This window comes from Hymenobacter wooponensis (genome assembly GCF_004745865.1).
GTDB lineage: Bacteria > Bacteroidota > Bacteroidia > Cytophagales > Hymenobacteraceae > Hymenobacter > Hymenobacter wooponensis.
The window spans coordinates 41,233-62,945 of the sequence record NZ_SRKZ01000005.1 but is presented as its reverse complement, the minus strand read 5'-3'; the positions used below and the strand labels follow the sequence as shown (position 1 = coordinate 62,945).

The following is a 21,713-nucleotide window of genomic DNA, read 5'->3' as shown; positions in this document are numbered from 1 at the left end:
AACGCAGGTACTGGCCTAGAGCGACTTTACGGCCAGCGTTACCGTTACATCGGTGGCAGAGGTGCGGTTAATACCCGTCACGGTGAAGATGGCGTACTGGTCGGCGTTACGCAGTCGGGCTACATATACACTGCCCACCGCCACATTGTCGAGGGTGGTAAGCTGGCTGGCAGCGGCCGTAGTTTGGTATACCTGCCGGATGCTGTTCAGCGTAGCCGCATTATAAACCGCTGCCGTGGTGGCCGCAAACTTGGTGGTGTTGAGGGCCTTCAGCTGCACGGTATTGCTGGCGATGCTGCTAATGCTCACGTCTTTGCTGGTAGCGGCGCCCGCCGCCGGAACTGCAGCAAAGGCAGTCAGATCATAAGCTGCCAGGTCGCCGCCGGTAGTGCCTGTGTACGTGAGCGTGACATTGGTAGCAGTGGCTAGGCCAGTTGCGGTGCCCGGCGTGATGGCTGCCGCAGTGGCTGTAGCCGTCCGGATGGTGGGAGCAGCGGGCGGCGTTGTGTTCTGATACCGCGACTTGGCCTCAAACCGGTACTGCACCAACTGGCCATTACTGCCGGCCGGAATGGTTACATCCACGTTTACGGCCGTTTGCGCACCGGTTTGGGCAGCTGTGCCCGCTGGCAGGCGCACAGCCCGCTGGGCTCGGCGCTCGGCAGCGCTACCTACTTTCACATAGGTAACCAGGCTGTCTAGGTCTTTATAGAGCGTGCCGGTGCTGGTAAGAGCAGTAGCGCTATTAATGCCGCCCTCGTTCAGTAGCACGTTATACCGCACCACGTCGCCGGGCACGGGAGTGGCTCCAGCTGGGGCTGTAACGTTGGTTACGGTGTTTACCTTGATGGTCGGGGTTGGCTCGGCGAGGCGGAAGTTGAAAGCGCGTTGCTTGGTCTGGCCGTTTTCGGCGGTTACTATGGCGGCTACCCGCACGTTGGCCTTGTTTACGCCCGCCGGAACTGTGTAGGCCACCACCAGGGTATCGGCATTCTTCCGTTTTGAGAAGGCGGCCTTATAAGGTATGGTTTGTACCAACGTAGAGTCAGTAGCGGGCTCCACGCGCTGGTAAATACGGACGTCGCGCAGAGGAGAGGTCTGTTGGGCGTACTGCAGCTCAAACGTTACTACTTCTCCGGAGGCGTACTTGGTGTTAACACCCAACGCATTTGTTAGGAAAGTAGGAATTTGACCGCCCACCTCCGTGTAATAAGTATCTATCTCTTTCTCGCAGCTCATAAGCGCGAGGCAGCCGAGCAAAGGCACACAGGCCCAGCGGCGGATAGTAGGTATGTTCATGTAAATCAAAGCAGAGAGTTGAAAATAATCCGACAGCGGCGAGGAATTACGGACGGTCGAACCATAGCGGCTTGGTGATGTAATCACCGTTTGACGTAGCGCCAGCATCGCTGAACAGCTTTGCTACCGCCTGTGGGTTGTACATGACCTCGGTAGCACCGGGCAGCATACGCCGGGGCCACTGGTTAGCTACTTCTGGGTTAGCAGCGGCCGGATATTTCAGGTTTGGATAGATGGCAGGGTTGTAGTCGAACCGCCGCAAGTCCGTCCACGACTCAGGGTTCAGGAACATGGCAATGTATTTCTGCTCCATGATGCGCTTCAAGGACAGCTCGCTCGTGTTCTGGGCCACTGCAGCGCTGGTCATATAAGCGTCAATTTGCGCTTTTGTCAGCACCGGGAAGGTCACGGCCGGCGTACCATTGCTACCACCAGCGCCTATCTTGTCCATGTGCGCTCGAATGCCTTTCTGATAGGCCTCCAGGGCCCGGGCCAGGTTTCCAGCCCGGAAAGCGGCTTCGGCCTCAATGAATTTCAACTCACGGTACGTAATTACCTCAAACGTACCCAGGTCGCGGGCATACCAGCCAGAATAGAAGTCCGTGACGTTGTTCACGAGCAGGCTGGTGGCAGCGGAGGGCACCGCTACGCCGGGGTCGGCACCGGTGCTAATGGCCGTGGCAATAATGGTATAGCGCGGATCTACCACGCCCGGGTAAGCGGCTCCTACTACGTTCCCGTTCAGGTATTTGATGATGTTGGTGGAGAACGTAGCCGTGCCGTAGTTGCTGCGGGTGGGCCCGAAAATGTTGGTCGTGTTCGTTAGCGGGGCTATAGCCGTTTGAAATTGGATCTGGGCATCATCATCGTTGCCAATAAAGCCTTTCGACACCAAATCCAGTACCTGCTGCGCGTTATAGGTTGATTTACGCGTGAGGTGATTGAGCTGCCGCGCTTTCAGGGAGTTGGCGAAACGAACCCACTTATCCGTTTTACCCTGATAGAGAATGTCGCCACTCACGCTCGGTGAGGTGCTGTAGAAGGGTCTGAACTCCTGGTTAGCAGGAGTCTGCATCAACACAATACCCTCGTCGAGCAGCTGGTTGACGGTGGCGTAAATCTGCTCCTGCGAATCGTACTGCGGAGTGTAGTTGGCGGCTCCCTTAAAGGCTTCCGTGTACGGAATGTCGCCAATCATATCCGTGGTATGCGCCAGATCCATTGCCGTGATGATCTTACCTGCTCCCACGTAATAGGGCGAGCCTTCCGCCTGCGCTACTGCCGTCATCGTGGGCACATTGCCCGCCGAGTAGTAGTAATTGTTGTTGAAGGTGTTGGTGCTGTTACCGTTGGTCAGGTAAAACTGATCGGTGCTGCTGGCCGGCGTTTTACGCACCGTGTACTGACTCAGGTACGAAGTAGTCAGCGACGTGAACATCTGCGTTTGGAAGCCCTGCGAGATAATGCCGGGCAGCAGGAAGTTAGGCGTCGTGGAAACGGGGTTGTTGGGGTCGTTATTGACGTCGAGGTAGTCTTCGCAGGAGAATAGCGCCCCGCTTCCTACAAAGAGGCCTAGGTAAAGAAGGTATCGTTTCATGCAAGTAGTTGTCGTTGTTCAGTTGGCGGTTGCTGCGCAAGAGGAAGGAGTAGGCTTTCGGCTAAAGCCGTAGGCCACTCAGCGTTCTTGGTAAACAGTCAATCCTAGAATTTAACGCGGAGGCCCATGTCTACCCCGCGGGTGGCCGGTACGCTGCCATAGTCGAACCCGCCGGAGCCACCGCCCCGTACGCCTGCACCGGCTGAAGCCGTTTCAGGATCTACGCCGGAGTATTTGGTGAGCAACACAAGGTTCCGGCCCGTTACGTTCAGTTCCACGCCCTTTATAAAAGTGGACTCCGATAGCCAAGTGGTCGGGAGGTTATAGGTAAGAGAAGCGTAGCGCAGGCGTACCCAGGAGCCATCCTCAATAAATGGAGTGCCGATGGCCGCCAGCACGTTTTGATAATAGCCTTGCGTTAGCTCGACTGGTCGGGTATTGGTTACATAAGCCGTAGAGCCGTCGGGCGCTTTAGTGGCCACTACCCCGTCAAACACTACTTGCTTGTAGCGCTCCTCTGTGCGCTGGCCTAGGCCACTCGTGGTAAGGTATTGGTCGTTGCCATTGAACACCTTGCCACCCTTGCGGAAGTCGGCGAGGAAGGCAAAAACCAGCCCTTTGTAACTAAAGGTGTTGGTTACCTGCACACTGTAATCGGGGGCGCGGTTACCAGCATAAATGAAGTTGCTGGTATTAATGAGCGGATACCCCGTAGTAGCATTGATCAAAACCCGACCGTCGGGTGCACGCTGGAAGTCCGTGGCACTAATGGAGGAAATCGGGCGGCCCACGAAGGCACCACCGCGGGCACCGTTCAGGTTCACATCCGACTGGTATACCTCCGTCAGGAAGCTGGGCAGCTCAAGCGCCTTGTTGCGGTTCAGAGTAAAGTTGGCCAGCACATCCCAGGTAAAACCCGTGGAGTTTTGCACCGGTGTACCCGATAGCGCCAGTTCGAAGCCGCGGTTTTCTACCTTACCAGCGTTGATGTACTGCAGAATAAACCCAGTAGCCTGACTGACACGAGGACCAATAATCTGGTCGCGCGTGATTTGGTAGTAGTACGTGGCATTCAAGCCTAGGCGGTTCTTGAAGAACTGCAAGTCTAGGCCACCTTCCACGGCGCGCGTGCGCTCGGGTACCAAATTGGGGTTGGAGCCAAAGAAGCCATTACGGAAACCACCCCCGATGTAGGCTGACTGCGCCAGGGGCGAAAGCACCCGGTAGGGCTCCGTGTCCTTGCCCACATCAGCCACGGCCGCGCGAATCTTGCCAAAGCTCAGGTACTCGTTCTGATCAAGCCCCAGCATATGCGTGAACTGCCAGCCCGCCGATGCCGAACCATACCCGAAGAGCTTACCGAACGTCTTGTTCTCATTGGGCCGCGGTAGGGTAGAAGACTGGTCAATACGGCCGTTCAGCTCCACCGTGAACTGCTGCAGGAAATCTAGGCTGAGGCGGGCAAAGTTACCAATCAGGCGACGATCTTGGGTGGTAACCAGTGCGTTGCGGTTTACCGTGTTGTTGATGCTAGGAAAGTCCGGGTTCTGGAATACAGTGCCTAGCTGGTCGGTAGTTTCGCGGTGCTGATATTCCACTGTGTTGCCCAATACCAGCGAGGTGTTAAAATTCTCACTGAACTGGTGGGTAGCAGTAGCCAGCAAATTGCTGGTAATAAGCTGGCTGAAAATATTGGATTCTGCTACACCGCCGTTCTGGTAGCCCGGCTGGTTTGTGCCCAAGGCACGCACTGAGCGGTCTTTCTGGAAGTAGAAGTCGTTACCGATGTTGTAGCTGAAATTCAACCAGTCGGCTGCCTTGAAGCCCAACTGCACATTCCCCAACATGCGGTTGGTGCGGCTGGTTTGCGGGTTTTTATAAACGATGAAGTACGGGTTGTCGCTTTCCGTAGCTAGCTGTGGAGTTAGGCGCCGCACCGAACCGTCAGGGTTCAGGTAGTTGCGGGCATCATCATTACGGGGCCAGTTCAGCAGGCTTAGCAAGTAGCCCCCCGTGTACCCCGATGTATTATAAAAGCCGTTGCCCTGAATAGGTGCCTGACCGCCTGTGCCCAAGTATTCGACGGAGCCCGAAGCACTCAGGCGCTTAGTAAACTGCATGGTACCCGAGAGGCGTACCGTTGATTTGTCGTACTGGCTGGTGGGAGCCACGCCCGTTTGATCTAAGCGAGACGCCGACACGAAGAAGGTGCCCTTATCACCGCCGCCTGAGAGGGTGAGGTAGTGCTGCCAAGCTTTACCCGGCCGGAAGAAGTTGCCCAGGTTGTCATACACGGTTTGACCCGGCTGAAAGCGAGGCCCCCAGGAGGAGCGTACCGAGGTATCGAAGACACCGTTGCTACCCTGCTGGTACTGATCCTGCAGCTGGGGCCGGCGGTTTACCTCATCTACTGAGAATTGGGTACGGTAATTCAGGTTGATGGCGCCCTTTGTCCCCTTCTTAGTGGTAATAACCACTGCGCCGTTGGCTGCCCGTAGACCATAAATGGCCGAAGCTGCGGGGCCTTTCAGCACCGTCATGCTCTCAATGTTCTCGGGGTTCAGGTCGCCAGCGCGGTTCTGGTTGGAAGTCGAGCGACCTAGCGTTCCGTTGAAAGCCGAGCCGCCGCCCGGCGCCGTCGACTCCGCAAAGGAGGAGTTGTCCATGATGATGCCATCAATGACAAACAGCGGCTGGTTGTTGCCATCCAGAGAGTTACCGCCCCTGATTACAATAGCCGCGCCTTCGCCCGGTGCCCCGCCCGAGCTGGTTACCTGCACCCCCGCTACTTTGCCCTGCAAGGCATTCACGATGTTAGGCTGGCGCGACTCAATAATGTCTTTGTCCTTTACTACCTGTACGGCGTAGTTGATCTTTCCCTGCTCTTCCTTGATGCCGTAGCCGGTCACCACTACCTCACTCAGGCTCTTAGAGTCGGGAGCGAGGTTGATGTTAGCAGTGGTTCCCGTACCGAGGCGGTATTCCTGACTGGTGTACCCTATAAAGCTGAACACCAGTGTGCTGCCTTCTGGTACATTTGGCAGGGTGTAGCGGCCTTCGGCGTCGGTTTGGGTGCCTTGCGAAGAGCCTTTAACCAGCACGTTTACGCCAGGGATAGGCTGCTGGTCGTTGGAGCCAACTACTACGCCCGTCATGGTGCGGGTAGCTGCCGTTTGGGCGTAGCTGGGCGGTGAAGCCAGCAATACCCCCAAGGCCAGAGGTGACCATAGAAGTTTTTTCATTGAGGAGTGAGTGAGAGATGGGAGGGGATGACGCTGTGGGAAAACGTCAGGTAATAAGTGTTGGGGGCAGGCAGCCGTCGGCAACCTGAAACTGATCAAATGGAATGGAAGCGAGGAAAAAGGAGGCTGGAATTGTGAAAAATGTAGGGCGGAGAAGCGAAACAGCCTCTTTTTGTCAAGGAAAGTGCGGAAAAAGTGCTGTTAAATCTAACAGGCGCAAATTCAGCAATCAACTATATAGCGGTTTGGCTAGATGCTGCTGTTGGTTTTGAATGCTCAGCACAAAGCCTCAACTTACTCTCTCGCTTCTGGCCGCACTCCTGCTTGAGCTTAGTAGCCCTAATCTACAGTTCTCCCGCTAACTTTTTTACATGCAGTCCACTATCCAGGCCGCCGTACACACTACCGGCACTCAGCCTTTAGCCGAAGCTTCGCAGCCCGGCCGCCTCGTATCGCTCGATGTATTTCGGGGCCTGACGGTAATGGCCATGATTCTGGTGAACAATCCCGGCAGTTGGGACCATATCTATGCCCCACTGGAGCACGCCCACTGGCACGGCTGCACCCCCACCGACCTGATCTTCCCCTTCTTCCTGTTTATTGTGGGCGTGAGCCTGGTGTATGCTCTCGATGGTGCCCGCCAGCACCCCGAAACCCATGGGCGCACCATGCTCCGCATTCTGAAGCGGGCCGCTATTCTATATGGCCTAGGCCTATTCTCGGCTTTGTTTCCCAGTTTTGATTTCAGCACGGTACGCATTCCGGGGGTGCTGGCCCGCATTGCGCTGGTGTTTCTGGTCTGCGGCATCGTGTTTCTGAAAACTACGTGGCGCCAGCAGCTAGGCCTGTTAGCTACTATTCTGGTGCTCTATAATATTCTGTTGCAGTTGGTGCCGGTGCCGGGCTATGGGCCCGCCAACCTGGAGGCCAGCACCAACCTCGGCGCCTGGCTCGACCGCACCATTCTGGGAGAGGCGCACCTTTGGAAGCAGAGCCGCACCTGGGACCCCGAAGGACTTTTGGGTACGTTGCCCGCCGTGGGCACTGGCCTACTGGGCATGCTCACGGCCCGGTGGCTGCGGCAGCGGGAGGTGGCACCCGCTACGAAAGTGGCCTGGCTATTTGTAGCGGGTGGCGCCTGCGTGGTGCTAGGCCTGATCTGGAACGGGTGGTTCCCCATCAACAAAAGCCTCTGGACCAGCTCCTACGTGCTCTACGCCGGTGGCCTAGCGGTGGCCGTGCTAGCTGCCTTTTACTGGCTCTGCGACGTGCAAGGCTACCGCGGCTGGATTAAAGCGCCGCTGGTGTACGGGGTAAATGCCATTACAGTGTTTTTCCTCTCCAGCCTAGTGCCGCGCCTGCTGAACATGATCAAAGTGCCCAGCCCCAACGGCCCCACTGGCCTACGCACCTGGCTCTACGACACCTTCTTCGTGCCGTACTTCAGCCCCATCAATGCCTCGCTGGCGGGCGCCATCGTGTGCGTGCTGATCTGGCTAGGAATACTTTGGGTGATGTATAAAAAACAAATCATCATTAAAGTATAGCAGTGGTCTAGGCCACTTTGGCTTGCCATTCCGGGCCAGAGCGAAGAAGCGGAGTTTACCATATGCCAGTTACCTCTGCTACTTCGCTCTGGCCCGGAATGGCTGTTTATAGGCGAGGCCAAGCGCCACCGATTTTCCGATGCTCTCCCCAACAGCCGCCGGGATTTCTCGTACTTGGGGTATGAAAAACATGTGGATACTGGCAGCGGCCCTTGTGCTGACTGCCCCGGCAGTAAGTGCCCAAACAACCACCGCTACTCCCGCTGCGGCACCCACCACGCCTATATCCGCAAACCACCGGAAAGCGGCCGAGGAACTGCTGGCCGTAACTGGCAGCGAAAAAAACATGGCGGAAATGACCAGCCGCATGCTTGATGGGCAACTAGAGCAGCGCCCCGAGATGAAGGCCGTGGAACCGGAAATGCGCGCCTTCCTTAACAAGTATATGAGCTGGCAGTCCATGAAGGACGATCTGGTGCAGCTATACGCTCAAGAGTTTACCGAAAAAGAACTGAAGGAGCTGACCAAATTTTACCAGACGCCTACCGGCCGCAAAACCATCCAGAAAATGCCCATGCTCATGCAAGCCGGCATGGAAATAGGGCAGCGCCGGGTGCAAGAACACTTACCCGAGCTGCAAAAGGCTATTGCTGACAAAATGCAGAGCCAGCAGCCAGCTACGGGTACGGTGAAATAGTGCGGGAGGGGAGTGAATAAGTACTTGTGCTGTCATGGCGAGCAGCACGAAGTACTCCTAATACAGCACTCCTGCCTGTATACTTTATTAAGCCCTCTATATGAAAAAGCCCTTGCCTCTGCACGAGGTAAGGGCTTTTTTATGAGTTGTGAGGTTGCGTACAGCTAAGGGTAGTGTCTCCTCCCAACAACGCTAAACTAGGCCTAGGCCACTTCATGCCCGTCACTGCCTCACCACCTACCCAAACTCATAGCCCGCGAAATCCTCGCGGAGCTTGGTTTTGAGGAGTTTGCCCGTGGCCGTGTGGGGAAGCTGATCTACAAACTCCACGGCTTCCGGAATCCACCAGCGCGCCACTTTGCCCTCATAGTAGGCCAGTAATTCCTGCTTGCTGATTTCAGATTCGGGTTTCCGGACGACTACCAGTAGGGGCCGCTCGCTCCATTTGGGGTGGGGCACGCCAATTACAGCAGCTTCGGCAATAGCGGGGTGGCCTACGGCGAGATTTTCCAGCTCGATGCTCGATATCCACTCCCCGCCTGATTTGATGACGTCCTTCGAGCGGTCGGTGATTTGCATGAAGCCGGCGGGGTCAATGGTGGCCACGTCGCCGGTGCGAAACCAGCCGTTGGCGGTGAGCCCCCCGGGCTGGTCGGCCTTGAAGTATTCGCGCACAATGAACGGGCCGCGCACCAACAGGTCGCCGAAGGCCGCACCATCGTGGGGCAGCTCCTGGCCCGCATCGTCCACAATCTTCATATCAACTCCGAAAATGGCGCGTCCCTGCTTGGTCTGGATAGCAAACTGCTCGTCGGGGCTGAGGCTGAGCTGCTGGGGTTTTAGGGTGCACACGGTGCCCAGCGGCGAGGTTTCCGACATGCCCCAGGCGTGGCGAATTTCTACGCCCAGCTCCTCATCAAAGGCTTTGAGCAGGGCCGGCGGACAGGAGGCACCGCCCACAATCATCTTTCGGAGCGTGGAGAACTGCAGCTTTTTCTCGCGCATAAACGTCAGCAGCCCAAACCAGATGGTAGGCACCCCGGCTGTGAACGTTACGCCTTCCTGCTCATACAGCTCGTAAAGGCTGGCCGCATCAAGGCCGGGGCCGGGCATCACCAGCTTACAGCCGTTCATGGGCGCCGCATACGGAATTCCCCAGGCATTGACGTGGAACATGGGCACCACTGGCAATACCACATCTCGCGCCGAGCAGTTAAAGCAGTCGGGCAGAGAGGCAGCGTAGCTGTGCAGCAGCGTGGAGCGGTGGGAGTAGAGCACACCCTTGGGCTGGTCGGTGGTGCCCGAGGTGTAGCACAGCGAGGAGGCCGTGTTTTCATCGAACGTAGGCCACTCATACTCGCTGTTGTGGGCCGCTAATAAGTCTTCGTAGCAGCGCAGGTCGGGCAAGGTAGTGGTGGCAGGCATGTGGGCCCGGCCGGTCATCAGCACCCAGGTTTCTACCTTGGGGCACTGCGGCGCCAGCTTTTCTACTAGAGGCAAAAAGGTCAGGTCGAAGAACAGCAGCCGGTCCTCAGCGTGATTGATGATGTACACAAGCTGCTCAAAAAACAGGCGCGGGTTGATGGTGTGGCACACCGCCCCAATGCCCGAGATGCCATAATACAGCTCAAAATGCCGATGCGTGTTCCAGGCCAGTGTGCCCACTCGGTTGCCGCTGCTGACGCCTAGTGCCGTTAGGGCGTTGGCGAGTTGCTTGCTGCGGTGGTGGGCGCCGGCGTAGGTGTAGCGGTGTAGGCCACCCTCCGGCAGCCGCGACACAATTTCGGTATCGGCGTGCCACTTGGCGGCGTGCTCTAGCAGCCCCGCAATCCGCAGGGGCTCGTTCATCATCAGGCCTAACATGGGAGTTCTGTTGGTGGGACCCTTAAGCTAGGAATTTGCTGGCATTGTTCTGCTGCCAGAGGTGGCCTGCAGCTTATTTACTACATGTCATGGGCTTGCTCTATTACTATCTTGGTATAAAGTGTAATTATTAAACTATTTGGGGTTTGGTTTTTGTATATGCTGGTATCTTCCCGAGGTCAAGTTCTTACTGATGAGCTTGATAGCTAAGTATTTGTAATAACTCTATGCAGTTCCGTACCGTCACTTTTCCTAGCTCTTTAACTTCTGGGCAGCCGTTTGCTAATCAGCCACTTGAGGCCTTAGAATACACCCATCCGTTGTTGCAGCGCAATAAGGTGCGGGTAATTGGCAGTGGTGATCAAGTGCTGCTCTTTTGCCACGGCTTCGGCTGTAGCCAGCAAATCTGGCGCTACCTCACTACCTCTCTGGCCACGCGCTACAAGCTAGTGCTGTTTGATTACGTGGGTTCCGGCGAATCAGACCTGCAGGCGTACGAGCCGGTGAAGTACAGCTCGCTGGATGGGTACGCGCAGGATATTGTTGATATCTGCCAAGTGCTCAATCTGCGTGATGTAGTGCTGGTAGGCCACTCCATAGGAGCCACTATCGCCATGCTGGCGGCCATTCAGGAGCCTTCGTACTTCTCGAAAATAATTATGCTGGCGCCCTCTCCCTGCTATACCAATGAGCCGGGCTATCACGGCGGATTTGATCGGGAGGATATTCTTCAGCTGCTGCAACTCATGGACGCGGACTATACTAGCTGGGCCAACATGTTTGCCACCATTTTGATGGGGGCCAGAAATGAGTCGTCGTTGGGGGAGGAGCTGGCCGGGTTCTTCTGCAACACCGATCCGCAGATAGCCAAGCAGTTTGCTACCACCGCTTTCCTGGCCGATAACCGCGCGGAGGTGCCGCTGCTCACCATTCCGACGCTGATCCTACAATGCTCGCAGGATGCCGTAGCCCCGGAAGAAGTAGGGGAGTTTCTGCACACGCACCTGCCGCAGTCTACGCTGGTGAAGCTGCAGGCCACCGGCCACTGCCCCCACCTGAGCGCCCCCCTGGAAACCTTGAAGGCCATGGACGCTTTCCTGTCGGCTAACTAAGTACTCAGCCGAACGGTGTAGAGCCGCGTATTGGCCTCTCACTCGTTGCTGATGCTGTTTGTTCTGCATCTGCAAAATTATCTCAAACAGCTTCCTGACTCGTCACAAACAACCGCAGCTCCTGAACTTCAGGAGCTGCGGTTGTTTGTGACGAGTTAGAAAAAAGGCCTTAGTTTTCCTGCGGAACAGTGCTTTCCACGGCTTGCTTCTGCGCCTGCCGGATGCTTTCCAGTGCCACCTGCAACACGCCCGAGCGGACGCTCAGCTCCGTGATTTTGTTGTTGCGGCGCGTGGGATTCACACGGTTGGTGAGTACCACGCAGGTCAGCTCCTCCTTGGGGTCAACCCAGAAATAGGTGCCCGTAAAGCCCGTATGCCCGTAGCTGAGCTGCGACACGCTTTTAGCTGAGTTTACTGAAGGGTTAGTGGCTGGCCGGTCGAAGCCCAGGGCACGCCGGTTGTCGGGGCAGAACTGGCACTTGGTGTACTCGGCCATCGTTTCAGCCTTGATAATCTGCTGGCCGCCGTAACGGCCATTCCAGGCGTACATCTGCACTAGCTTGGCCAGGTCGTTGGCGTTGCCGAAGAGGCCGGCGTGGCCGGAGAGGCCACCTAGCAGGGCCGCGCCCTCATCGTGCACCGTACCGTGCAGCTGACCGTGGCGGAACAAGGAGTCGTACTCGGTGGGGGTGATGCGAGCCAGCGGGAAGCGCCGCGTGGGGTTGTAGCCCAACGTGGTGGCACCCAGCGGCCGGTACACTTCATCGGTCACAAACTTGTCAATTGTTTTGCCCGAAGCTGCTTTCACGAAGCGCGGGTACATAATGAATGACAAATCGGAGTACACGTAGCCAGGCTTCTCATTCAGCGGCGACTCCGCAATAGCTTTCGTGATGCGCTCGGGGAAGTCTTTGCGGGCCCACACGTTGGGGCCAGCTGGCAGAGGGAAGCGGGCGGAGGAGTCGGGGCGGAAGTAGCGGCGGCTCATCTCGGAGGGCTTAGTAGCCGACACCTCCTTGGCGTCGGGGCTCTTGCCGAAGAGGGAGTTGAAGATGCCGCGGGGCTTGGTGTAGTCTTTCCAGAACGGAATCCAGGCTTTCAGGCGAGCCTGATGGGTGAGCACGTCGCGCAGCTTCAGGTTGTCTTTGTTGGTACCCTTGAACTCCGGAAACAACTGGCCTAGCGTCATATCGGGGTTGAACTTGCCCTCATCCTGCAGCTTCATCAGGGCCGGCAGCGCCGCTGATACTTTGGTCACGGAAGCCAGATCGTACAAATCGTCGTTGCGGACGGGCCGGCTGGGCTTGCCACCCTGGGCTGGGGCATCAGCAAAGGAATGCGTGCCGTAGCTCTTGCGCAGTACTACCACACCACGGCGGGCAATAACTACCTCACCGCCGGGGAAGGCCTTGGCCGCTACGGCGCCGGTCATAATAGAATCTACGCGGGCCTCCAGGTTGTTACTCATGCCCACCGCCTCGGGGAAGCTATACCGCAACCGGATGCCGCCCTTCGTGGCTAGGCCAGTGCCGTAGCTGTAGCGGTCTGATACCGTCACGGGTAGCTGGCCGCTGGCCGATATTCCGCCGAATATGACCTCAGCGGCCACGTCTTGGGCGTTCTTGCTTTCCTGGTAGGCCAGTACCACGGCATCGGCCCGGTCCAGGTCCCGGATTTTGGCTACGGCGTAGGCATTGCCAAATACCGTTACAATTACCTTCTGCCCCTTGCCGCCCAGCTCATGCAGAAACACGTTGGTTTCGGGCGTTACGCCGAAGTTGGTAGCGGGCAAACGGCCCAGGTTGTTCACACCCACCAGCACCGTGTTATAGGCTTTCAGTGTTTCGCGCATTTTCGTCAGCTCATCCATGCTGGCGGTGGCGGGCAGCCAGAAATGGCGCACGGGCGCGTAGTCGGCTACCATGCGCTGGAAATCGGTGGTGTCTTTGGTTCCGATGGTGAGGGTGGCCAGGCGTAGCGTGTCGAGGCGCTGCAGGGGCAGCAGGTTCTTCTGGTTGCGCAGTACCGTTACGCTTAGCTCGGTGAGGTGCTGGCTGAGATACTGGGCGTGGGGTGTATTTAAGTCAGCAGTGATGTTCCGCAGGTCGATGGGCTTGTAGTGGTTCAGGCCGGCCCACTCTTTCAGGGCCAGTACTTTGCGGCAGCGGGCATCAAGATCAGCCTGGCTGAGCTGGCCTTTGTTGATGGCGTCGCGCACCATTTTTAGCGCCAGCGGAATATTCTTGGAGAACTCCAGAATGTCGTTGCCGGCCACTAAGGCCCGCAGGTCGGCATCGCCGGGCGGGTACTTGCTGATGACGCCCTTCATGTTCATGGCATCTGTAAAGATGATGCCCTCAAACCCCAGCTTCTGCTTCAGCAAATCCTGAATGATAGGTTTGGAAAGGGTGCTGGGCATGCCGGTAGTATCTAAGGCCGGTATATTAAGGTGGGCCACCATCATGCCCCCAATGCCACGCTTAATTAGGCTTTTGAACGGGTACAGCTCCAGCGTATCAATGCGCTTGCGGTCAATGCGGAGCAGGGGCAGGGCTAAGTGAGAGTCCGTGTCGGTGTCGCCGTGGCCGGGGAAGTGCTTGGCTACGGCCAGCACGCCAGCATCCTGCATGCCCTTCATGTACTGGTAACTTTTCTCAGTCACGCTTTCACGGTTCTCGCCCCAGCTGCGGTAGCCAATGACGGGGTTAGCGGCGTTGTTGTTCACATCAATTACCGGCGCGAAATTTACGTGCATGCCCAAACGCTTGAACTGCGCGGCCACCTCAGTGCCCATATCGTAGATGAGCTGGTTTTCGCGCACACCACCCATGCTCATCTGGTAGGGAAAGCGCTGCACGCTGTCCAGGCGCATGCCCACACCCCACTCGGCGTCCATGGCTACCAGCAGCGGCACCTTGCTCTGGCTCTGATACCGATTTAGCAGCTTGCTTTGGCGTACGGGGCCGCCCTGAAAGAAAATCAGGCCGCCGATGCCATACTGCTGAATCAGGGCCGAAACCGAGTCCTCATCAATGCGCTTGCGGTTAGAGTAGGCTGCCACCATGAATAGCTGAGCCACGCGCTGGTCGGGCGTCAGCGTTTTCATCACCGAGTCAACCCACCTAGAATGGCCTAGCTGTCCGGCAAAGGGCACCGGCAGGTTGCGGCTGGCCGCTGCCGGAGCGGCCTTCTGGCCACGAGCCTTCTTGGAAGCTGAGGCCGAGGGCGTTGCTTTCTTAGCGGCTGGTCGTGCAGATTCTGTGCGGGTGGGTTTTTTCTTGGCGGAAGATTTCCGGCGGCTTTGGGCCGAGCTATCCAGTGGGGTCAGCAGCACCAGCAGCAGCCACAGCAGCGAGAGGGGGCGAGTAGAAGGCAAAGGAAGGGGCAGTAGTTAGAATGGGTAGAACGCGAATTTAGTGTAATTGATAAGGAAGGGTTGATGCTGACCACCGGAATTAGCACCCCGCCCCCGTAGGCCACTCCCAAAATCAAATTCCGCCAACCAACTTCAGAAACCCAACTCTCCTTCAGTAGCCCGAGAGAGGCCCGAAACAACGCCAAGCCTGGAAACGACTAGGCCTACTACGCCCAACTCGCCCTGCCACCTCAACGAATTGAAGGTTTTCACCCGAGAGCATAAGATGCTCCGGCCAGAGGTGCGGTGTGAGAAAACACTCATCCACCCCAACTATTCAGTGGTCAAACCCGAGAACTGAGCCTATACATCGGCTCGATATAAGCTTGTATAGATTACTATTTACAACTTCAGCTAATTGGTGTTGAAGGAAGAAGTGCTTTTTATTGCGTTAGAATGACGTTATGTGTGTTAAATAATTATTTATCAATGTGTTAATATGGTTTCGTGGCAACGTTTGTTTCAAGGCCTGCGTACATAAAACTGTATTATTTTTTTGTAATTGACTTTTAAGCATGACATTAGAGCTGCAACTAGTTTACTATTTGCTGCTCTGCCATCTGAGGTAATACTCTTAGCCTCTTGGGCTTGGTACTAACACTTCGCCAAGCTAGCCACCTACTGGGTTACACCTGCCCTGCCTGCCCTTTCCGCCGCCCACATTTCCCGGGCTCCTATTGTAACGTGCTGCTCTCTGCTAACCCACAACCTAGTGGTAGGAAGAGGCGCGCCCACTTCCTGCTTGCTCTTGCTGGCCTAGGCCAGTGTTTACTCTCTTTTCTACCAATCAACCAAAACACACATGACTACTCCAAACTCCCGGCCGGAGGGTGCTACCACCTGCCGCCAGATTACCCGACTAATGCGCCCGGTTGTACTGGGCGGGGCACTACTTACTGGCCTAGCATCCACTGCGGTGCAGGCACAAACCCAAACGCCCGTGCAGCAATACGGCCTGCTGAAAGTGGCCGGCAATAAAATCGTCGACAAAAACAACCAGCCCATCAGCCTGGCCGGCAACAGCCTGTTCTGGAGCAACGATGGCTGGGGCGGCGAGAAGTACTACAACGCTAACGTGGTGGGCTGGCTCAAGAATAACTGGGGCAGCAAAGTGGTGCGCGTGGCCATGGGCGTGAACGAAAGCGGTGGCTACCTCAGCAACCCCACCCGTGAGAAGCAGAAGGTGAAAACCGTGGTAGACGCCTGCATTGCGGCCGGCCTCTACGTTATCATCGACTGGCACTCGCACCAGGCCGAGCAGCAGCAGGCCCAGGCCATTGCCTTCTTCCGCGAAATGGCTACCACCTACGGCAACACGCCCAACGTGATGTATGAGGTATACAACGAGCCCCTACAGGTGTCGTGGAGTGGGGTAGTGAAGCCCTATGCCGAAGCTGTGGCCAGCGCCATTCGGGCCATTGACCCCGACAACCTCATTATTGTAGGTACGCCCACCTGGTCGCAGGATGTGGATGTGGCCGCCAACGACCCCATTACGCGCTACCCCAACATTGCGTACACCCTGCACTTCTACGCCGCCACGCACAAGGCCAGCCTACGTACCAAAGCCCAGGCTGCGCTCAACAAAGGCGTAGCCCTGTTCGTGACGGAGTACGGCACCACGGAGGCCTCCGGTAATGGAGCCATTGATGCGGCCTCTACCCAGGAGTGGATGACGTTTTTGAAGCAGAACGGCATCAGCCATCTTAACTGGTCCATTAATGATAAGGCGGAGTCGGCGTCGGCCCTGAAGCCGGGCACCAGCCCCACGGCGGCGTGGTCAGACAGCTACCTCACTACTTCGGGCTCGTTGGTGAAAGGCTACATTCAGAACTGGAATGGCACTGCCAGCACCACCCCGCCGCCCACTACTACGCCTCCGCCCACTACTACACCGCCGCCTACCACTAGCGGTGCTACCACTGTGCAGGCCGAGAGCTACCACACCATGTCGGGGGTGCAGACTGAAACCACCGCGGATACCGGCGGGGGCCTGAATGTGGGCTACCTGGATGCCGGCGACTGGATGGCCTACACCGTGGATATTCCGGAGGCGGGCAGTTACCTTATTCAATATCGGGTAGCCAGCCTCAGCGGCGGTGGGCGCATCAGCCTGGAGCAAAATGCCGGTACCACGGTGCGCGGTACACTGGCCGTGCCCTCCACCGGCGGCTGGCAAACCTGGACCACCATCTCGCACACGGTAACGCTGCCGGCGGGCCGGCAAGATATTGCCATTGGCGTAGCGGCTGGGGGCTTCAACCTCAACTGGTGGAGCTTTTCAAAAGTAGCAGCCGTAACGGCCAGCCCCGAGGTACAGGCCCTGACGCTGTCGGCGTACCCCAACCCGGCCCAATCCCAACTGATGGTTCCGGTGCCTGCCGCCACGGGCAAAGTGCGGATAGCCGTGCTGAACGGGCAAGGACACGAAGTGCTGGTGAAATCGGCAGCCGGCACCTCAGCCGGTCAGGAGGTGACGCTTCCGGTAGCCACGCTGGAGCCGGGAGTGTATTCGGTGCGCGTGACTAGCAATGGCCGCACCACTACCTCGCGCTTCGTGAAAGAGTAGGCGAGGGGTAAACGTAAAAAGAGAGGGCGGCTGATTTCAGCCGCCCTCTCTTGTTGTGGGGTGTTCTTACTGGTGGTTTACTTCACTAGCACGAGGCGCTTGGTTTCTACTTTACCGTTGGAAACCAGGCGGCAGGTATAGATGCCTTCCGTTAAGGAGCGACCTTCCAGCGTTGTTTCATAGTCGCGGCCTGCTTCGGCAACACCCTGGTAGAGGGTGGCTACTAACTGGCCTAGCTGGTTATACACCTGCAGCTGCACCTGGGCTGTAGCAGCAGCGCGGAACCGAACTACAGTACGCTCGGTGAAGGGGTTCGGGAACGTTTCGAACGCTTGACCACGCGCATCACCCTGTACACTGGCCGTGCTGCTGGTAGCCTCCGGCGTGCACGAGCCCAGGCCATTGCCATCCTTTTTCAGGTGGGCAGGCACGGCATTCACCGAAACGCAAATCACCTTGCCGTTCTGGCACACCAATACCTTGTCGGAGTTGGCGTTGTTGCTGCAGCGCACGTCGAGCACCGTGAGGGTTACTTCTTTGGTAGCTGAGCAGCCAAACTCGTTGGTAACGGTTACCACGTAGCGATACACGCCGGGCTGGGTGGCCGTAAATACGGGGTTGGCAGCTGCCGCATTGCTGAGGCCAGCCGCGGGGCTCCAGCTGTAGCTGGTGCCGCCCGTAGCCGTGAGCGTTACGCTTTGCGGTCCGTAGCCCAGGTACAGGTTGGTGGGCACGCCCCCGGTGTACACATCGTTGGCGGGCGTAACCGCTAGGCCAGGGGTCGGTAGTGGGTTCACTGTAACTACCGCCTGACCACTAAGGGCGCTGCCGTTGCAAGAGCCATCGGAAACGGCCGTGAGCGAGTAGGTGCTGGTGCTGGCTGGGCTCACTGAGAACGTGTAAGGCGAGGCCGTGATGCCCGTTACCGTCACGGGCGTGGTACCGTCGGTGTAGGTCAGCGACCAGGGAGCCGTGCCGGTGAGGGCCACGCTCAGGGTAGCACTAGAGCCGGCGCAGATAGCCGTGGTACCGCTCAGAGTAGCCGTGGGCAGGGCCTTCAGCGTGAGGTTGGTGCTGTTGGCGTTGCCGAATACCGAAGGTGAGGTGCTCACTACCCGAATGCGGTAGAATGTGCCCGCGGCGGCCGAGGCCGGAATGGTGGCCGCAATGGTATAGCTGCCCGCCGCCGAAGCCGTAACGGAGCCGATAGCCGTGGGAGCCGTGAAGCTGCCCGCCGCATCGGAGAGCTGAGCCGTGAAGGTGCGGTTTGCCGTAACGGCGCCCTCCACCGTGAAAGGTACGCTAACCGAGCTGCCTACGCAGAAAGAGGTAGCGGCCAAGTTGCCCGTGGTAATGGTAGAAATATCGGTGCGCTGTACATAGTCGCGGAGCCACTTCAGGGCCGACCGCTCGGCGCCATTCTCGTAGGCCAGGTATGCACCCTGGGCCGTGCGCCAGTGGCCAGGCCGGTAGCCCCACAGCGTGATGCCCTTTACGGCGGGGTGCTCCCAGAACAGCGGAAACACGCGCTGGTACTCGGCCAGCTGCACTTCATCTTGGAGGCCATCAATATCCAGCTCCGTGATGTACAGCGGGAAGCCCGCAGATGCCAGCAGGTTCAGGTTGGCCGTGAGCGAAGCCGCCGGCGTGGGTTGCGTGGAAAAGGCGTGCCCCTGAATACCCACCACATCAATCAGGTTGCGCTGCTTCAGCAGATTAATGATGTTGAGGTACTGCTGCGCCCCCGCGGTGGTATTTTCCACGCTGTAGTCGTTGAGCATCAGAGGAGTATTGGGGAAGTACTGGCGGGCCAGCTGGAAGGAGGTAATAACCCAGTCCCAACCCGTGGCGCCTTTACCGCCCAAGGCCTCAATGTAGTTGCCGCTGCCCTGGTCGGTGGGGCTTTGCATCACGGGCGCATCGTGGGTGGGCTCGTTCACCACTTCCAGGAAGGCAATATCGGGGTAGCGCTGAGCCACGGCCGCGTACCATTCCTTGATTTCCGCCAGCTGCTCGGCCGGGGGGAGGTTTTCAATCCAGGAAGGCTGCTGGTTACCCCAGATCAGCACGTGCATCCGGAAGGGAATATTCTGGCGCTTAGCTCTTAGATAGGCTGAGTCGAGGTCGGTCCAGTTCATCACGTTGCGGGTGCCTTCTACGCTGCCCCACTTGCCGCCATTCTCCGAAACTACCTGGTTGAAGTACTTCCCGAAGTTGACCTTCTGCGGGTTGCTATACACGCCACCGAGGAACTTTGGCTTGCCCGTGGCAATGGGTGGCCCGGGTGGGTTGAAGGGTGGGGGTGGGGGCGTAACGGAGCCCTGCTGCCCTTTATCGAGGTTATCAACGGTGAAGAACACCCCCGTGGCCCCGAAAACAAACTTGTCGATGTCGAGCCCATTTTCGCGGCTGCCGATTTCGAAAGTTTGGGTGAGGCCACCCGCCGGAACTGTGTAAGCACTGGCCCCGAAGGCCGACATTCTCACCCATTTCCAAACGTTGTTGGTGCCTACTGTGCCCGCGGCATTCACTACATCAGTGGCATTGGTGTAGCCGCCGCCGGCTAGGCCATTGGCATTCACCCAGCGGCTGGTTTCAAACGCCGACCGAGTCCCGAAGGAATTGGGCACGTAGTAGCTGTCGTCGTTGAAGCCGCCGTTTCCGATTCGAACTCTGGCGTACAGATCATAAGTGCCGGGGCCAGGGAAGGTGATGTTGTATGAAACAACCCGGTTGTCGGCGTTGGGGCTCTGCGTAGAGCCATTCAAGGTTACAAAGTCGCCGACTACCCGCAGAAAGCCGGTGCCTGCTTCAGTACCGAACGTAATGGCGGCCGGGGTAGTAGCCACGTCTCGGACGGTGCCCGCTTCGGCTTGCACCGTAACCGGCGCGTTTTGCGCGTGCACTGCCAAGGGGGCAGACAGCAATCCGAGAAGCCCGAATAAGCGTCGGAGTTTGATCATACTGTGGTGGGTTTGCGATGAATGAGGACAGGAATGACATTAGCTGAATTCTACATCAACTAATATTTGTCCTAATATAGAGTCATCGTTATCCTCCCAAATGCACCATGGAGAGCCACCGAAAAGAAAGAATACGCAACCGTTTGCGGTAGTAAATTGCAATCGGTTTCGGTAGGTTAAGTTCTATTAATCACAAAATTATGTAATCACGCTGCGTCAGCTAGCAGCCAGCTGCTGAGGGCTCCTAACAATCCGGCAGGGTAGTGCCACATAGCACCAGGAGTGGCCTAGGCCACCAGAGCCGGAGATGTAGACCGCTGTAGACTAAAACGTGGTGTTGAGCGGCGTGTGTAACCTTTGGCCTACTCGGATTATGGCAGCACTATCTGCTCAGTGTGAAATACGTTGCCTTCATCCCCACGCAAGGAGGCGGTAACTACTAGCTTCCGGCGCTGCCGACGAAACTGAAACAGGGCATAGTGCTTCTCATTTACCAGCGGGCCCACCCGGTATTGGTTAGGCTCGTCGGTATTATGAGTTGCCGGGTGGGTTAAACCGCTAGAGGTAACTTCGTACACTGGGTAGGCCACTCCTGGTACCGCCATTTTGGAGATTTCACCAATATGCCGGTCGCCGCTGATGAGCAATACCCCTTTCGCCTGACTAGTAGCCAGCAACTGCAGCAGGCGTTGCCGAGCAGCCGGGAAGTTGGCCCACTTCTCGAAACGGTGCTCCTGGGGTAGAAACTGAATGCCCGAGGCAATGATGTGGGCATCGGCATCGGAGTTTTGTAGCTGCTGCTGGAGCCACTGCCACTGCGCCTCACCTAGAAGGTCGCCGGTGGGGTTGGGGTGGTACACTTGCTGAGCATCGCGGTAGAGCGTATCCTGAAAGTACCGGTCATCGAGCAAAATTACCTTCACCTTTTTACGGCCTACGTGGTAAGAATACGCGGCGTAAATGCCTTCCTGCTTCCGGCGCGGACTATCGGCGGGTTCCTGCAGAAAATCGAGGGCGAGCTGTTGGTTCTGCGCCTTAAAGGGATAGGTCTTGTCGCCGTCGTTGCGGCCGTAGTCGTGGTCGTCCCAGGTGCCGATGATGGCCGTGCCCTGCTCGCGCAGATGGCGGTAGCCCTCCTGGTTAAACTCGGCGTCGTACTTGGCACGCAAAACCTTCGGGTCGTCGGAGTCGCCGTAGATGTTGTCGCCCAGCCAGATCCAGACGTTGGGCTGGTCACGGGCAATATCGTCCCAGAGAGGCTGGGGCAGGTCGTGGCGGTTGCAGGAGCCGAAAGCAATCCGCAACTCCTCTTTAGGCTTTTGGGCCGTGGCAGTTGTGCCAGTTACAAGCAGGCAGGCACCGAGCAGAAAAGACAAAGGCTTTTTCATAGGGTAAAGATGCAAATGGAA

The 21,713-nt window shown here is 57.4% G+C and carries 11 protein-coding genes; 4 read left to right on the top strand and 7 right to left on the bottom strand.

Going from position 1 to position 21,713, the window contains the following annotated elements; translation table 11 throughout:
• Window positions 1-15: 15 nt before the first annotated feature.
• From EU557_RS17415 to EU557_RS17405, 3 genes are all read right to left on the bottom strand, one after another.
• Window positions 16-1,299 carry a hypothetical protein gene (locus EU557_RS17415; protein ID WP_135531756.1) on the bottom strand — a complete coding sequence of 428 codons (1,284 nt, stop codon included), beginning with the start codon at window positions 1,297-1,299 and terminating at the stop codon, window positions 16-18.
• A gap of 46 nt (window positions 1,300-1,345) precedes the next feature.
• A complete protein-coding gene (locus tag EU557_RS17410) occupies window positions 1,346-2,896 on the bottom strand; it encodes a SusD/RagB family nutrient-binding outer membrane lipoprotein (RefSeq protein WP_135531755.1) in 1,551 nt (516 codons plus the stop codon).
• Window positions 2,897-3,000: 104 nt separating this feature from the next.
• Window positions 3,001-6,138: a SusC/RagA family TonB-linked outer membrane protein gene (locus EU557_RS17405; protein ID WP_135531754.1), complete on the bottom strand. Its 3,138-nt coding sequence runs from the start codon at window positions 6,136-6,138 to the stop codon at window positions 3,001-3,003.
• A gap of 371 nt (window positions 6,139-6,509) precedes the next feature.
• On the opposite strand from EU557_RS17405, the gene EU557_RS17400 reads away from it, so the two are divergent.
• Together EU557_RS17400 and EU557_RS17395 are read left to right on the top strand one after the other, a co-directional pair.
• Window positions 6,510-7,685 (top strand): acyltransferase family protein, encoded by a 1,176-nt coding sequence (locus tag EU557_RS17400; RefSeq protein ID WP_135531753.1) that lies wholly within the window; start codon window positions 6,510-6,512, stop codon window positions 7,683-7,685.
• A gap of 139 nt (window positions 7,686-7,824) precedes the next feature.
• Window positions 7,825-8,382, top strand: coding sequence for a DUF2059 domain-containing protein (locus tag EU557_RS17395; RefSeq protein WP_135531752.1), 558 nt, complete (start codon window positions 7,825-7,827; stop codon window positions 8,380-8,382).
• A gap of 237 nt (window positions 8,383-8,619) precedes the next feature.
• Here EU557_RS17395 and EU557_RS17390 read toward each other — a convergent pair whose 3' ends face one another.
• Window positions 8,620-10,245, bottom strand: a complete 1,626-nt coding sequence (locus EU557_RS17390) for a 3-(methylthio)propionyl-CoA ligase (protein ID WP_135531751.1) — start codon at window positions 10,243-10,245, stop codon at window positions 8,620-8,622.
• A 227-nt stretch (window positions 10,246-10,472) separates the two neighbouring features.
• Between EU557_RS17390 and EU557_RS17385 the strand changes: the two genes are divergently transcribed.
• On the top strand, window positions 10,473-11,357 hold the full coding sequence (locus EU557_RS17385) for an alpha/beta fold hydrolase (RefSeq protein WP_135531750.1): 885 nt from the start codon (window positions 10,473-10,475) through the stop codon (window positions 11,355-11,357).
• A gap of 169 nt (window positions 11,358-11,526) precedes the next feature.
• On the opposite strand, the gene EU557_RS17380 is transcribed toward EU557_RS17385, so the two are convergent.
• The gene (locus tag EU557_RS17380) at window positions 11,527-14,733 is read right to left on the bottom strand and encodes a serine hydrolase domain-containing protein (protein ID WP_245326304.1); all 3,207 of its coding nucleotides are present in this window, start codon (window positions 14,731-14,733) and stop codon (window positions 11,527-11,529) included.
• An 841-nt stretch (window positions 14,734-15,574) separates the two neighbouring features.
• Between EU557_RS17380 and EU557_RS17375 the strand changes: the two genes are divergently transcribed.
• Window positions 15,575-17,341: a cellulase family glycosylhydrolase gene (locus EU557_RS17375; protein ID WP_135531749.1), complete on the top strand. Its 1,767-nt coding sequence runs from the start codon at window positions 15,575-15,577 to the stop codon at window positions 17,339-17,341.
• Between the two features lie 77 nt (window positions 17,342-17,418).
• On the opposite strand, the gene EU557_RS25560 is transcribed toward EU557_RS17375, so the two are convergent.
• The gene (locus EU557_RS25560) at window positions 17,419-20,304 is read right to left on the bottom strand and encodes an endo-1,4-beta-xylanase (protein ID WP_167855256.1); all 2,886 of its coding nucleotides are present in this window, start codon (window positions 20,302-20,304) and stop codon (window positions 17,419-17,421) included.
• A gap of 371 nt (window positions 20,305-20,675) precedes the next feature.
• The gene (locus EU557_RS17365) at window positions 20,676-21,692 is read right to left on the bottom strand and encodes an alkaline phosphatase D family protein (protein WP_135531748.1); all 1,017 of its coding nucleotides are present in this window, start codon (window positions 21,690-21,692) and stop codon (window positions 20,676-20,678) included.
• Window positions 21,693-21,713: the final 21 nt, after the last annotated feature.